This is a genomic window from Paenibacillus sp. JZ16 (genome assembly GCF_015326965.1).
Classification (GTDB): Bacteria; Bacillota; Bacilli; order Paenibacillales; family Paenibacillaceae; genus Paenibacillus_AQ.
In genome coordinates this window covers 721,323-736,002 of the sequence record NZ_CP017659.1, presented here as the reverse complement: position 1 = coordinate 736,002, position 14,680 = coordinate 721,323, and the positions used below count along the sequence as shown (strand labels likewise).

General features: G+C 49.6%; 7 protein-coding genes and 1 pseudogene. All 8 read left to right on the top strand.

All coding sequences use genetic code 11. From position 1 onward, the window contains the following. Positions 1 to 213 precede the first annotated feature (213 nt). A pseudogene (locus BJP58_RS03245) lies at positions 214 to 908 on the top strand (response regulator transcription factor). Beyond that, the gene (locus BJP58_RS03240) at positions 901 to 2,007 is read left to right on the top strand and encodes a sensor histidine kinase (protein ID WP_194542771.1); all 1,107 of its coding nucleotides are present in this window, start codon (positions 901 to 903) and stop codon (positions 2,005 to 2,007) included. Before BJP58_RS03245 ends, BJP58_RS03240 begins: the two are co-directional and overlap by 8 nt. 42 nt (positions 2,008 to 2,049) lie before the next feature. Beyond that, positions 2,050 to 2,739, top strand: a complete 690-nt coding sequence (locus BJP58_RS03235) for a copper amine oxidase N-terminal domain-containing protein (protein WP_233354938.1) — start codon at positions 2,050 to 2,052, stop codon at positions 2,737 to 2,739. 502 nt (positions 2,740 to 3,241) lie between these two features. Next, positions 3,242 to 3,802 (top strand): helix-turn-helix domain-containing protein, encoded by a 561-nt coding sequence (locus tag BJP58_RS03230; RefSeq protein WP_194542769.1) that lies wholly within the window; start codon positions 3,242 to 3,244, stop codon positions 3,800 to 3,802. 207 nt (positions 3,803 to 4,009) lie between these two features. Then, positions 4,010 to 5,242, top strand: coding sequence for a CynX/NimT family MFS transporter (locus tag BJP58_RS03225; protein ID WP_194542768.1), 1,233 nt, complete (start codon positions 4,010 to 4,012; stop codon positions 5,240 to 5,242). A gap of 5 nt (positions 5,243 to 5,247) precedes the next feature. Next, positions 5,248 to 5,679 carry a universal stress protein gene (locus tag BJP58_RS03220; protein ID WP_194542767.1) on the top strand — a complete coding sequence of 144 codons (432 nt, stop codon included), beginning with the start codon at positions 5,248 to 5,250 and terminating at the stop codon, positions 5,677 to 5,679. Positions 5,680 to 6,008: 329 nt separating this feature from the next. After that, positions 6,009 to 10,337, top strand: a complete 4,329-nt coding sequence (locus BJP58_RS03215; RefSeq protein ID WP_194542766.1) for an S-layer homology domain-containing protein — start codon at positions 6,009 to 6,011, stop codon at positions 10,335 to 10,337. 29 nt (positions 10,338 to 10,366) lie between these two features. Next, the gene (locus BJP58_RS03210; protein ID WP_194542765.1) at positions 10,367 to 14,569 is read left to right on the top strand and encodes a DUF4855 domain-containing protein; all 4,203 of its coding nucleotides are present in this window, start codon (positions 10,367 to 10,369) and stop codon (positions 14,567 to 14,569) included. Positions 14,570 to 14,680: the final 111 nt, after the last annotated feature.

Sequence of the window (14,680 nt, the reverse complement as noted above, 5' to 3'; positions counted from 1 at the left end):
CTATATTCGGGGGTGTTTTTGAACCCTTTCTTTCAGTTTGCAACTGTAACTTTAATAACTCTTTAAGAATTCTAAAAGGATTCTTAAGATATTCCGCTTAGACTGGTATAGTCGGGAGGTGCTTTACAAGCTGTTGGATTGAATTACTGAACCCTCTTGCTTGTAGTCTCAAGTTTCAATAATGTTGCAAAGTGAACGAAGAGGATGGATACCATGAAGCGGATTACAATTCTTATTGCGGACGATGAGCCGGAAATTGCGGACCTGATTGAGCTTCACTTAAAAAAAGAAGGCTATGATGTCCTTAAAGCGGCGGACGGGCAGGAGGCGGTACAAGCAGCTCAAACGCATTCCATCGATCTGGCGATACTGGATATTATGATGCCCAAGCTGGATGGTTATGAAGTCATCAGGCAAATTCGGGAACAGAATCACATGCCGATTATATTTTTGAGCGCCAAAACGTCCGATCTTGATAAAATTGCCGGGCTGGTGAGAGGCGCAGACGATTATATGACCAAGCCCTTCAACCCGATGGAGCTGATCGCGCGCGTGAATGCCCACCTTCGCCGTTATATGCAAATGAGCCAACCGATGATTTCCGGCAAACCCGCGCTGGAAGCGGGAGGGGTGGTCATTTACCCCGATCAGCGGATGGTGACCCTGTACGGCGAAACGATCGAGCTGACGCCCAAAGAATTTGACATATTGCTCTTACTGGCCAGTTACCCAAAAAAGGTGTTTAGTACGGAAAATATATTCCAGCACGTATGGGGCGAGGCCTACTTTGAAACAAGCAATACGGTTATGGTGCATATTCGGACCTTGCGGAAAAAGCTGCATGAAGATACGAACAAAAACAAGCTGATCAAAACGGTTTGGGGGTAGGCTATACGTTTAATGGCTAATTTGATACAAAGCTTCCGCTCCAAAATGATTGCGCTCTTTGGCTTAAGCATGCTCTTATCCGGCATCATCATGTTCGCACTATACAAAATTCTGCAATATTATTACCGAACTCAGGTTAAATTCGAGGATCCGCTGGCTTATGTCCGTTTGTTCATAAGAACGGTCGGGGACATTAATTTTTTCCTGATATTTTTTATCCCGTTGGCGGTCTTTTTTTTCTTTCTGCTTACGAAGCCTTATGTGGCTTATTTTAATGAAATTTCTGCGGGGATTCGGCATCTCGCCAACGGCGATTTTGACAAGCGGGTTTCGATTGCGACCCGGGACGAATTCGGGGATATCGCAGCGGATATCAATCTGACCGGGGAGATGCTCAAGCAAGCGGTGGCGAGGGGAGATTTTGCCGAGAGCAGCAAAGATCAACTGATACTGAATTTGGCCCATGATTTGCGTACGCCGCTCACTTCCGTTATCGGTTATCTGGATTTCATTCTTAGGGACGAGTTATTGACCAAAGAACAGGTTCGGCATTATACGGGCATTGCTTTCGCGAAGTCGAAGCGCCTGGAGAAGCTGATCGACGAATTGTTCGAAATCACGAGAATGAATTACGGTATGCTGCCAGTCGAAAAACGACCCATCGATTTAAGCGAGCTGCTGACGCAGTTAAGCGAAGAATTACTTCCGGTTTTTGAGAAAAACAAACTGAAGGCCCGATTGCACGTTACTCCGCATCTGATCATTTCGGGCGATGGCGACTTGCTGGCACGCGTGTTTGAGAATTTGCTGACCAATGCGATTCGTTACGGCAACGACGGTCAATTTGTAGATATTCATGCTTTCCTTGAAGCTGAAGTAGCGGTAGTTCAGGTGATCAACTTTGGCGACCGCATCCATCCGAACGAACTGCCGCATCTATTCGACATGTTTTATACCGGCGATAAATCCCGGATTCATCGGGAGGGCAGCACAGGCCTTGGCTTATTTATCTCGAAAAATATCGTGATGCAGCATCATGGAACGATCACGGCAGACAGCAGCTTGATTCGTACAGTTTTTGAAGTACGACTGCCGCGAGGCATGCAAATACCTGAATAAAAAATGGTATGACCGACTATGGAAGGGGGCATAGAGGGCGATTTGCGAAAATATGTATGGGTATGGATATGGTTCGGTTTGTTAGCTGTGATCGGTTTGGCCGCTTACGGCGCAAGCTCCTCGATTGACTTCCTGTCATCCGGGAAATTTGAGATTAACGGTAAAACCGTCCGGCTTCCTGTAATTAACTACAACGGAAACATCTACGTCCCGCTTCGCCTGGTAGGGGAAGAAATGCATTCCGAAGTTTATTATGATGAGAACAAGGAATTAATCTCGATCAAGCAGCAAAGCTTAGCATTCGATGAACAAATAGAGGCACCCGTTCCGTCCATTGCTTATGAGAACGAGTACAAGGATGGTACCGTATGGATGCAGGAGATACCGCTGCTGCAGGGAAGCTCTTGCTGGAATGGATGCCTGGAAGTAAACGATCCGGTAGATCAATGGGTGTCTGAAGCCCGGTATCCGCCCGTTAGCGTGAAGCCTGGCTCAAATATTGTCATAACTTATCCGGCTGGATTGGAGCCTGACGGATTGAAAATATTCAACGTCTTAGATTCGGGCAACGGCACAGAGCAGTATGTTGAAATGATGATGGTTAATCATCGAGTACAGCTGCCAACGGAACTGGGGGTATATACCATCTTGGTTAATTCGGACTGGGAGACAGGATATACCTCGTATGCTTTTGTTATACATATTACTGACCGCGATGATCTAGGCGATTAATCTCGAACAAGAAACTTCAGCCAATACGTCGGAGAGTTATGTTTCAAAATTAAAAGTCTAAAACCCCCGTCATGTTTTTATGACGGAGGTTTATTCATTTAAGAGTATGATTATGATAGGAATCGATTGTGGCAAACACGCTATTGTGACAGATGCCGAGGGACAAGAACATATCCGATTACCGATTAGATAAGTAGGGGAGGAAGGGTATGCAACCGCAAGCATCATAGTGCTTTGCTTGATTCGGGATGATCAATATGTTTGGATTGGCGTATTACTTACTCTAATGTTCAAAAGTTCACAAAAATATATTATTTCACTATCGATGATGGCTTTATCTATATCATTGTTGAAACCGCCCTTTTATTAAACTAACGGGCAGATTACATAGACGTCAGAATTTTGCATAGGAGTGTAGACTACCATCAAATACTAATCATATGGAAAAGAGTCTAAATAAACAATATACTAGCTATAAAGTATTAGTTGAGGTGAATTTTAAATGGATGAAGTCGATGAATCAAAACAAATGGTATTACAAATCGGCGGTGCCTTGAAAAAGTACAGAAAAGAAAAAAACATGACCTTAGACGACTTAGCGGAATTAACTGGTGTAAGCAAACTTACGCTGGGAAATATCGAACGTGGCGAGACAAATCCGACTTTGGCAATTATATGGAAAATTTCAAAAGGCATATCTTTACCGCTATTGGCTTTGTTCAGATCAGATAACCCTGTTAGTTTGTATCGAGCAAGCGAAGGATTACGGTTTTCTAATGATGAAAAAAATTGGGTCATTGAACCAGTCTTTAAAAGCAACGATATTGAAATGTGTCGGGCATACCTACAGCCAAATAGTTCGTATCACCCCGAAGGTCATCATGTGAATACAACTGAAATCGCGACAGTAATGACTGGCTCCATTGAAATTCAAGTCAATGAAGAGATTTATACATTGAATCAATATGATACGATCAGTTTTCGTGCAGATTGTCCTCACTCTTATACCAATCGTACGAATAGCGAAACAGTGCTCCATATATCCTTAAAATATGGTTTCTAACAGTCGAAAAATCCACTTAATAAATACAACTCCGAATCCATGGCGGGAATTCAGAGTTGTATTTTTATTGTTTAGACGATACTTAGTATATTTTAAAATATTTATTGTTAAATTTAATATATTATAATATACTTTTATTGTTCGCGCGGATGTTATTCTCATATAGAAACAAATCATTAGTATGAATTCTGGAAGGAGAAAAGAAGAATGCCGAAAAAACATAATAAAAAATTCGTGCAATCCTCTATAGGGCTGATCATTCTCGGCATTATTGTTATTGCAGCTAATTTACGTACTCCCTTAACCTCAGTCGGTCCTTTAGTGAGTCTTATAAGGGATGACGTTCATATTTCAAATACATTAGCAGGCCTGATCACAACGGTACCCTTGCTCGCCTTTGCTTTATTATCGTCTCTTGTACCAAAATTAGGACGAAGATATGGGGTAGAGCGTATCATTTTGATTGCCCTAATCTTTCTGACTGCAGGTATTGTAATACGTTCATTATCTGGCGCAGTTAATCTGTTTATTGGGACAGCAGTTCTTGGATTCGCAATTGCCGTATGTAATGTATTATTGCCAAGTATAATCAAAAGGGACTTCCCAGATAAAATTGGCTCCATGACAGGTGTTTACTCCATTTCAATGAATTTATGTGGAGCAATCGCATCGGGAATCAGTGTTCCTCTAGCCGTGAACGCAGGTCTAAAATGGCAGGGAGCATTGGGAATATGGGGGATTTTAAGCTTTGTATCGATCCTCTGTTGGCTACCCCAATTAAGAAATCAAGCGAAGGAAACAGCCACGACAAGTCAAAGGATGGTCAGCTACGATGTGAATGTTTGGCGATCCCCGCTTGCCTGGCAAGTAACCTTGTTTATGGGTATACAGTCCATGGTTTTCTATGTGTTGATCGCTTGGTTGCCTGAAATTTTAAAGCAGCAAGGAATTGACTCCAACCAATCAGGATGGTACCTCTCGATCATGCAGTTAGCGATGCTTCCATTTACCTTTATTGTTCCCGTTATTGCCGGGCGCATGTCTAGTCAACGTTTGTTAGTGGTCATCACAACCATTTTGCTATTGACGGGAACGCTCGGACTTCTTTACGGAAGCTCCAATATCATTCTGTTGTGGATCATCCTACTTGGAATTGGTGGAGGTTTCGCCTTTAGTTTGTCGATGATGTTTTTCGGGTTACGTACTGAAAATGCGCATCAAGCAGCGGAACTATCTGGCATGGCCCAATCGATCGGATATCTTCTTGCCGCAATCGGTCCTGCCCTTATAGGATATCTGCATGATGCGACAAATAGTTGGAATCTGCCACTTTTCATTCTGCTTGGCGCTTCGGTCTTACTCTTTTTAGTTGGTATAGGAGCAGCAAGAAACCGTTTTGTAGGTAGCCGCACTAGTTACGAGCTGCCACGGAAAGGATGATAAATATGTTTGACAAAATTATGGTGGCCATTGATAAAGCTGAAATAACAACCAAACTCCTCGATGCAACCGTTGAAATAGTCCGAAACAAACAAACTCAAGTTACCTTGGTTAATGTCATCCAGGAATATGTGCTGAATGGCATGACATATGTACCAGAGAATTTCTTGGAAGATATATTGAACGAAATGGAGAAAGCTAGTTTGGAACAATTGCGACAAGCCAAATCTAAATTACAATCTGCAGGGATTAACTCGGAAACAGTTCATCTTAAGGGAGATCCTGCACATGAAATATTAAAGTATGCAAGGGATGCCGAACAGCAACTTATTATTATCGGAAGTCGTGGGCTAACGGGCATAAAAGAAATGATGCTTGGTAGTGTCAGCCACAAGGTTTCACAGCTATCAAGTTGCCCAGTCCTCATTGTACATTAACTCCTTCGGAACTGCAGAGATGATGCATTGTTATAATAACGGGATACGTGCAGCGGCATTTTAGGATATTTGTGTCCTACAATGCCGCTGTTTCTATATCCCTTTAGCTGCTCAAATGCTGACGGCACCAGATATGATCGAAATGCTGGCATGCTTAGCCTTGATTCACCGTAGAAGGCCAAATGTCCACATTTGTATATGGAATGTAAACACATGTATATCGATGCTTCATTGCCCTCTACTTATAATGAAGTTGCCGCAGCAAATAGCATGGAAGGTCATGCGGGTTGCATGTGGTAATTCGTGCAAATTAAACGGGAGGGATATTCGTGGGTTTACGGCAGAGGGTTATTTTTTTAGTCATTTTTGTTACCGCTTTCATAATGGTGACCACCCTTTGGGAGATGTCCAATGCCGCAACAGGGAATTTGGCTCTAGGGAAAACGGCTTATTCGTCGTCGAACGAAGTGGATTATTTCGGGCCTGAGAAAGCGGTCGATGGGGGCACCGAAAATGCAAGCCGCTGGTCTTCGGAAAGAACGGACGATCAGTGGTTTTACGTTGATCTGGGCGATCCTGTTGAAATCGGAAGAGTCATCATCAACTGGCAGACTCCGGCGGAGCAATATCAAATTCTCGTATCCGACGATGCGGTATCCTGGCGGAACGTATTCGCGGACAACCGCGTGCTCGCCGCGTCCGGGCCGGGTGAAGATACGATCGATTTCGAGCCGACAGTGGCGCAATACGTCAAGTTTCAAGGGGAGACGCGACGTCCTATTGAGGGCATTTATTACGGATACTCCTTCTGGGAATTCGAGGTATACAAAGGCAGACCGCAACTGCAGCCAATCATGGACGCGGTGAAAAACAGCATCGTCGTCTCCGAAGGGGATACCCTGCTGAATCTGCCCGCTGTACCGGAAGGTTATACGCTGACGCTGGTGAACACGGACAGCTTGCCGGTGATCGACGTGCAGGGCAATATTCATGCGCCGCTTGTCGATACTCAGGTTCAGCTGCTGCTGCAAATCCAGAGCGACAGCGATCCGACATATCTCTTAACGGATAATGCGCTCGTCACCGTACCCGGTCTCTACGAGCAGACGAGCGATCGGAACCCGGAGCCGCGCGTCATTCCTTCTTTGCGTGAGTGGCTGGGCGCAGCCGGCGAGTTCCGCTTGTCGGACAAATCCAAAATCGTCATTCGCGCAGGTGATGAAGCGGCTCTGCGGGGGACAGCTGACATTTTGCAGCAGGACTTATTGGATTTAACGAAGTTGTCACTGACCGTTAAGGTTGGTTTTCCTCAAGAGGGAGATATCTATTTGATGCTGGATGCCGCGCAAGCGGGATTAGGGAAAGAGGGATATGAGCTGAATATCGGCGAGTATGCTTCTGTTGCTGCGTCCGAGCAGACGGGAGTCATGTTCGGCACGAGAACGATCTTGCAGCTGCTCGGCCACGCTGCCGATCATAAGGCGATGCCTAAGGGGCAATCGCGAGATTATCCGAAATACCCGGATCGGGGCTTTATGCTCGATGTGGGCCGCAAGTTTTATACGATCGAGTTTTTGCAGGACTATGTCAAGCTGATGTCCTACTATAAGATGAACCGGTTTCAGATTCACCTGAACGATGATGTCGGCGATGTCGGTTACTTCCGTCTGGAGAGCGAGAAATTTCCGGGAGTGACGAGCAAGGACGGCTATTATACGAAGCAGCAATTCAGAGACCTGCAGCTGCTTGGGATGGAATTCGGCGTAAACGTCGTGCCGGAAATTGATACGCCGGGCCACTCCGGCGCGTTCATCGCCTACGATTCCCGACTGGGCAGCAACAATCAGCTGGATATCAATCGTCCTGAGACGCTCGACTTCATTAAAACACTCTTTGACGAGTATCTCGACGGCAGCAATCCGACCTTCGTCGGCCCGGATGTGCATGTCGGCACGGATGAATATTTCGGCGACGACAAGGAGGCGTTCCGCAGGTACGTGGATATGCTCCTTAACCACATTAACAGCAAAGGCAAACGCGCCCGTCTATGGGGCAGTCTGTCCGCATACGACGGCACGACGCCGGTCAGCAACCATGCGACGATGGACATCTGGTATGAGCCGTACGGAAGCGCTCAGCAGGCCGTGGAGCTAGGCTACGATATTATCAATACCAATACGAATTTGCTCTACATCGTTCCGCAGCTGTACCGCAGCTATTTGAATTACGATTTTATTTACAACGAGTGGGAGCCTAACGATTGGCTGGAGACGAGGCTTCCTTATGCGCATCCGCAGGTCAAAGGCGGCATGTTCGCGCTCTGGAACGATGTATCCGTAGAGAAAGGCGTATCCATGGCGGACTCACATCAGCGGATCTTGCCTTCCATGCAAGTGCTGGCGGAGAAGCTGTGGAGAGGCAATCGCATCGATCGGAACTTCGCAAGCTTCCAGGCGGATGCCGCAAGGTACGTGGACCCGCCGGGAGTTCATCAGTCACACAAGCTTCAAATTGACAATGAGCGGCATCTCGTGCTGGATTATACCTTCGACGAAGGCTTCGCGGACCGTTCGGGGAACGGCTTTGACGGCAACGCGGTGAATGCAGGCACAGAGAAGGGAATCTTCGGTCAAGCCGTGAGGCTAAACGGCGGGGCCAGCTACGTGGAAACCCCGCTTCGCACGCTTGGTTTCGGCTGGACGATGTCCATGTGGATCAAACCGGACGCTGACAACCCGCAAGGAGTTGTGCTGCTGGAATCTCCGGACGGACAGCTGAAATACAACATTGGGGGCAGCGGCAAAATCGCCATCACAAAAGAAAATTACGTCAGCGAATTCAATTATAAGCTGCCGACCGATCGCTGGACCCATGTCATTATGATCGGCGACGACACGGGGACCTCCATCTTCATTAACGGCAGTGAATATACGGCGACTCTCAAAGACGGCTCCAAGCTGGAAACATTCGTTCTGCCGGTAGCCAAAATCGGCAGCGAAACGAATGCTTTTAAAGGCTTGATTGACGAACTCATCGTAAGGAACACCTACTTGGACCTGCATGGAAATCTGGCTTTGCATAAGCAAGCTGAATCCTCAGAGCCGGAATCCTCGTCCTACACGGCGGATAAAGCGGTGGACGGCAGAGGGGATACCAGATGGTCCAGCGACTGGGTGGACGATACCTGGTTCATGGTGGATCTAGGTGAAGTGAAGTACATTGATGCTGTATCTATTTTGTGGCAAACGGCTTATGGTTCGAAGTACCGCATTCTCGTGTCCGAGGACAAGGAGAACTGGACGAACGTTGTGAAAGACAACAACGGGGAGATTAACGGAAAGCCGGGACGAGTCGTGAGTACCTTCCAGAGCACGCCAGCCAGATACGTGAAGTTCGAAGGCGTGTCCAGAGCTACTATGTTCGGCTATTCCTTTGAGGAATTTGAAGTGTACGGCGAGGAAAATAAACTCGGCAATCTACGGCCGATTATCGACCTGTTGACGGCTATCGAGGCCGACAAGCTTGTGGAGGACAATTACTCTCCCGAGGGCTGGGCACAGCTTCAGCAAGCGATTGGGCAAGCGACTGCGGCTATTCAAACCGCCCAGCTGTCTCGTCCTGAGGCCGAACAGGCGTATGCAACGCTGAGCGTTGCGCGTGATCGTCTAACGATCGAAGACGTAATGGGTCTGATCGAGCTTAATGTAAACGGAAGTATCGCATCCAACCTTTACCTCCCGCAGAAAGGGCAGCTCGGTACGCGCATCGTCTGGAGCAGTTCAAAACCCGACTACCTGAATGCGAATGGACAGTTGTTGAAACGTCCGTCAAGCGGGTCAGGCGACATGGAGGTCGTGCTTACCGCGACGATCAGCAAGGGAGCTGCATCCGCGGAGAAAACGTTCAAGATCAAAATCAAAGCGCTGCCTAGCTCCGGTGGTGGAGGATGGGTTCCGACTCCAGTAACTCCAGGTCCGGAAAAAGGCCAAAACGGCGGTTCAAATCCGGGTGGCGGAGATCCAGGCAATGGCAATGAGAACGGGAGCGGCAATGAGAACGGCAGCGGCAATGGCGGGGAGTCCGGCAGATCGACAACCGTTCGGCTTAACGATATTGCGAGCCATTGGGCAGAAGCGTCCATCAAACGGGCGGTTGAGCTTGGATTCGTAGCGGGCTACACCGACAAGACGTTCAAGCCGAATAAGACGGTCAGCAGAGACGAATTCGTCGTCATGCTGGTCAAAGCGTTGAAGCTGCAAGGTGCGAACAGTTCGCTAGACTTCGCGGACGCAGGTTCGATTCAAACCTGGGCGAAGCCTTATATTGCGCAAGCCTTGGAATCCGGCCTGATCAGCGGCTATGCGGATGGGACATTCCGACCGAAGGCTTCGATCAGTCGAGCAGAACTGGCAGCAATGATTGTTCGCGGCTTGGGTCTGAAGACTGCGGAAGGGCATGAGCTCTCTTACGCAGACGCGGATCAAATCCCGGCTTGGGCGAAGCCTTACGTGGCAGCAGCCCAGGAGGCGGGAGTGATGAACGGTCGCGGGGACAACCGGTTCGCGCCGGCCGCCTCGACGACGAGAGCTGAAGCAGTGACCGTTATTCTGAATATGCTTGATGCGCTTGCGGAGTTGAAGGAACAGAAGCAGAACTAATTATGCATAGAAAGAGAGCGTGAGATTAGGTGAAAACTAGACGAAGTTTGACTGCTTTGCTGCTTGTCCCGGTCATGCTGTTATCGTTAATATCGTCTGTGAATGCGGAGGAGGCGGGCAGTGAAAGCGCCGGCTTTTATAATCTGGCCCAAGGGAAAACGTACACATGGTCTGAGCAGCCGGAGGGCGCTTTCCCGGATGACGGGACGAAGCTGACGGACGGCAATGCCGCCGACACCTCGCGTGACAGCGGCAACTGGGTGGGCCACCGCAGCAAGAAATCCCGTTCGGTTGTGTTTGATCTAGGCGAGCAAAAGTCGGTTCAGGAGGTGAGCGCGCGTTTCCTGCACGATTGGCCGAACAACGAAACGCTTGTGCCGCTCACCGTTTCGTTCTATGCGTCGGACGATGGGGTGAGCTGGGGCGTATTGTCTCATAATGCAACTCAGTTGTTATGGGGCGACCAGACCAATATCGAGACATTTGCATGGGACGGCAGCCCTGAAACTGGAGCTGTCAAGCGTGGCGATTATACCGAAGGTCTCGTATACGCTCGGTATGTGAAAGTAGTGTTCTCCATGCATCCGAGGGCATGGAGCATGATTGACGAGGTGACGATTACCGGTGCGGATGGCTTGATCGCCGGAGCGCAGCCGGTACAGCCTGAGCCTTACGCCCTCCTGCAGCCTGGAGATGCTACTGGCTGGATTCAAAACCTGGGCTTGCTGTATAACGGTCACTACGCGGACGGCACAGGAAATTGGACGAAGGAACGGATTATCCCTAATATCAGTTATGTGAACGAGCAGGGAGAGCCTGCCGATTGGCTGTTTGACGGCGTGCTGTATCTGGGCTTGACATCGGATAACGGCAGAGGCTTCGGAGCGACAGAAGCGGCCGGCAAAGCCAGAAAACAGGAATGGGAATGGTATTTGGATAAAACGTTTAACGCTGGCGGCGATATGAGCGCGTTGAACGAGGCGACGGCCTGGGCAGGCGTGAAGCTTGGCGAGCCTGACCATAAGACGAAGGTTGTTCTGATGATTCCAGAACCGGGCGAGTATCAGTCCGACTTCGGCAGCATTGACGGCGAGGATCTGAACTTCGATGCAGGTGCGGTCGGCGATGCCGCCTCGCTGGATAACCGGGCCAAAGCGATTCAGTGGTGGGTCGATGAAGTGCAAGACAGATGGACGGCTGCGGGCTACTCGAACCTGGAGCTCGTCGGCATGTATTGGTTGGAGGAACAAATCAGCACGCATGCGACCGGACCGGAGATGGTCAAGAGAGCGAGCGACATCGTTCATAACGCAGGCCTAAAGCTGTTCTGGATTCCTCATTTTATGGCCTATAAGGCATTCATGTGGAAGGATGTCGGCATGGATGCCGTATCTTTGCAGCCGAACTATTTCTTCGAGAAACTGGACCCTTCGCGTCTGGAGGATACAGCGGATATGGCGAAGCGGTACGGCATGTCGCTGGAGCTGGAATTCGACGACCGGATGATCAACGACGCCGTCTTCCGCGAGCGGTTCATCGAGTACTTGAACAGCGGCGTGGATACCGGTCTGATGCAGCAAGGATATAAAGCTTACTATCAAGGCAACAACGCTATATACAACGCGGCGAAAAGCGCAGACCCTGCTACCCGCGTGCTTTACGATTGGCTGTATCAATTCTCGAAAGGCACTTATCAGAAGCAAGACGCTGCTCCGCCTGATGTTGTAGCGCTCATGAACGGGCAGCCGATCTCGGAGCATACGATCGTGCCTGATACGACACAGGCCGCATTCACCTGGACCATTCCGGGAGATGACGGGAGCGGGATCGTTAAAGTTACGGCCAAGTATGACGGCAAGCCTTATACGGAAGGAACTGTTGTAGATCTGACGGGTAAGCCGGGTAAGCATGTGCTGGAGCTGACGGTGGCCGCTGCCAAATCCAAGACGGTTAAATTCGTAATAGAAGCTCGTTTGGGCGCTGAAGGGCTATTGGCTCTTGTTGATAAGTACGCGGACAACAAGCAGCTAAGCAATGCCGATACGGTACGCGCGTTGCGCAACGCCTTGATCATGATGGAGCGTACGCAAGAGAGCGACCCTGAGCAAGCCAGGGACTATTTGCTGGCGTTCAATGCGAAGCTGGAAGAAGCTAAAGGCCTTGAGTTTGTAACGGAAGGCGCTTATACGGCGCTGAAGGAAGGCGTGTATTACGAGGCTGGCAGCATCTCACAAGACAAAGAAGCAGAGGCATCCTCGACGGAGGCCGCAGGTCTGGAGCCTGCGAAGGCGTTGGACGGCGCACCGGCCACGCGTTGGGCGAGCGAAGTGCGCGATACGGCTTGGTTCCAGGTTGATCTGGACAGCCAGCAAACCTTCGATACGATCCGCATCGATTGGGAATATGCGCGCGCGGACCAATACCGTCTGAGCGTCTCGGATGATGAGCAAACGTGGGAGCCCTTGAAAGTCGGCAACAACGGCGTGGTTAAAGCTGCTGACGGCAAGAACACCCTGGTATTCCCGGCAACGACGGCAAGATACATCAAGTTTGAGGGATTGAATCGGGCAACGTTTTACGGTTATTCCTTCTATGAATTCGGCGTGTACGATCTTGCCCTGCAGCAAGAGCTAAAGACGTTGGAAGGCATACAAGCCGCTGTGGACGCTTCCACGAAGAAAGTCACGATTGACGGCCTGGTCATGAACGGCAAGAAAGAACATTTGTATGTGAAAGTGCTAGACCCAAAAGGCAACATTCAATATACCGGTCAGACGGGCACTGAGGAAGATGGAAGCTTCCACATCGACTTTACGTTGTCCGGAGAAGAGCAAGGGAAGTATACGGTCGAGCTTGAAACGGATCACATGACGACTCCCGAGCTGGTCACCTTCGAATACCGCAAGCCGCCTACGAGTGGTGGAGGCAATGGAGGCGGCGGTGGTGGCAACAGTGGTGGCAGCGGCGGAGGTAACGCTGGTGGCAGCGGTGGTAGCAACGGCGGAGGCAACGGTGGAGGCGGTCCGGCGCATAATCCGTATTCGTTGCAGGCGGACGGTTCAGTCAAAGCCGTGCTTGTCCCGACGATGAACGGTCAGCAGGCTGCCGCTGCGGTGGGGACGTCGGATCTGAATGCCGCCATTCAGAGGGCAGTGGCCGACAGCAAAGGTAATAAACATGTCCATCTTGAATTGAAGTCGTGGAATGCGGCTGGGAGCTATGCTTTGGAGCTTCCGGCGGCTAAACTGACGAACCATTCTAATCTGATTCTGCATATCTCCACGCCGTACGCTCAGCTTGTTTTGACTGGCGACATGCTGGCAGGAGTCAAGGAGAATGCCGGAAAGCTGCTCGTAATCGTAAGCGATTATGCGGGCGAGTATCGCAGTAACGAAGCGGTCGGGCGGATCGGCAACAGGCCAATCGTGGAAGTTGCATTGCAACTGGACGGTGAAGCTCTGTCTTGGAAAAATGCGAAGGCACCGATTTCGATTGCGATTCCGTATTCGCTTCAAGCGGGAGAGCAAGCTGTTGATCTGCAAGCTCTCGAACTGAGGGGAGACAGCGCGGCGGCAATTAATGGCGCGTCGTATGACAAAGACAAGGATATGCTGCGATTCTCCATCGACCATGTCGGCGTCTATGCGATCGGCGGCAAGAAACCGGCTGCATTTACCGACCTTAGCAAGCATGAATGGGCGCGCGAGGCGATCGAGATGCTGGCCGAAAGAGGCATCGTCAAAGGCACCTCGATCGAAAAGGGCACTTTCAGCCCAGCAAATCAGGTAACGCGAGCTGATTTTATCTTGATGCTGGTGAACATGCTTGACCTGCGTGCCGAAATCGCCTCGACGTTCGCCGATGTGAAGCCGAGTGATTATTACTACGATGCGGTGTCCATCGCCAAGCAATTGGGAATCGCTTCGGGAGTGAACGAAGTTAACTTCGCTCCTCGTGATTCAATCAGCCGCCAGGATGCTATGGTTATGCTGACCCGAGCGCTGCAAACGACAGGAACAATAAAGCCGTCCGCATCCGGTTCAACGCTTGAGGGCTTCCGTGATGCGAGCCAGATTGCGCCATATGCTGCGGACAGCGTGGCAACGATGTTCGAGTACGGGCTGGTTACGGGCTCTAACGGCTACATGAAGCCGAAGAGTACGACCAGCAGGGCTGAAACGGCGACGTTCTTGTATCGCGTTCTACAATTAATCGAGGGGCAGCAGCAGTAGTAGACGCGGAACAATTGATTTAAGCACATTCCGATTAGCGCGGCAACGCGCCCGGGATGTGCTTTTTCGACGATACAGAATAAAACTACGTAAATGGACGGATCTTACTAG

Excerpts from the sequence above, each read along its gene's own strand:
- BJP58_RS03240 (WP_194542771.1), top strand. The coding sequence starts at position 901 with ATGGCTAATTTGATACAAAGCTTCCGCTCCAAAATGATTGCGCTCTTT.
- BJP58_RS03230 (WP_194542769.1), top strand. The coding sequence starts at position 3,242 with ATGGATGAAGTCGATGAATCAAAACAAATGGTATTACAAATCGGCGGT.
- BJP58_RS03220 (WP_194542767.1), top strand. The coding sequence starts at position 5,248 with ATGTTTGACAAAATTATGGTGGCCATTGATAAAGCTGAAATAACAACC.
- BJP58_RS03225 (WP_194542768.1), top strand. The coding sequence starts at position 4,010 with ATGCCGAAAAAACATAATAAAAAATTCGTGCAATCCTCTATAGGGCTG.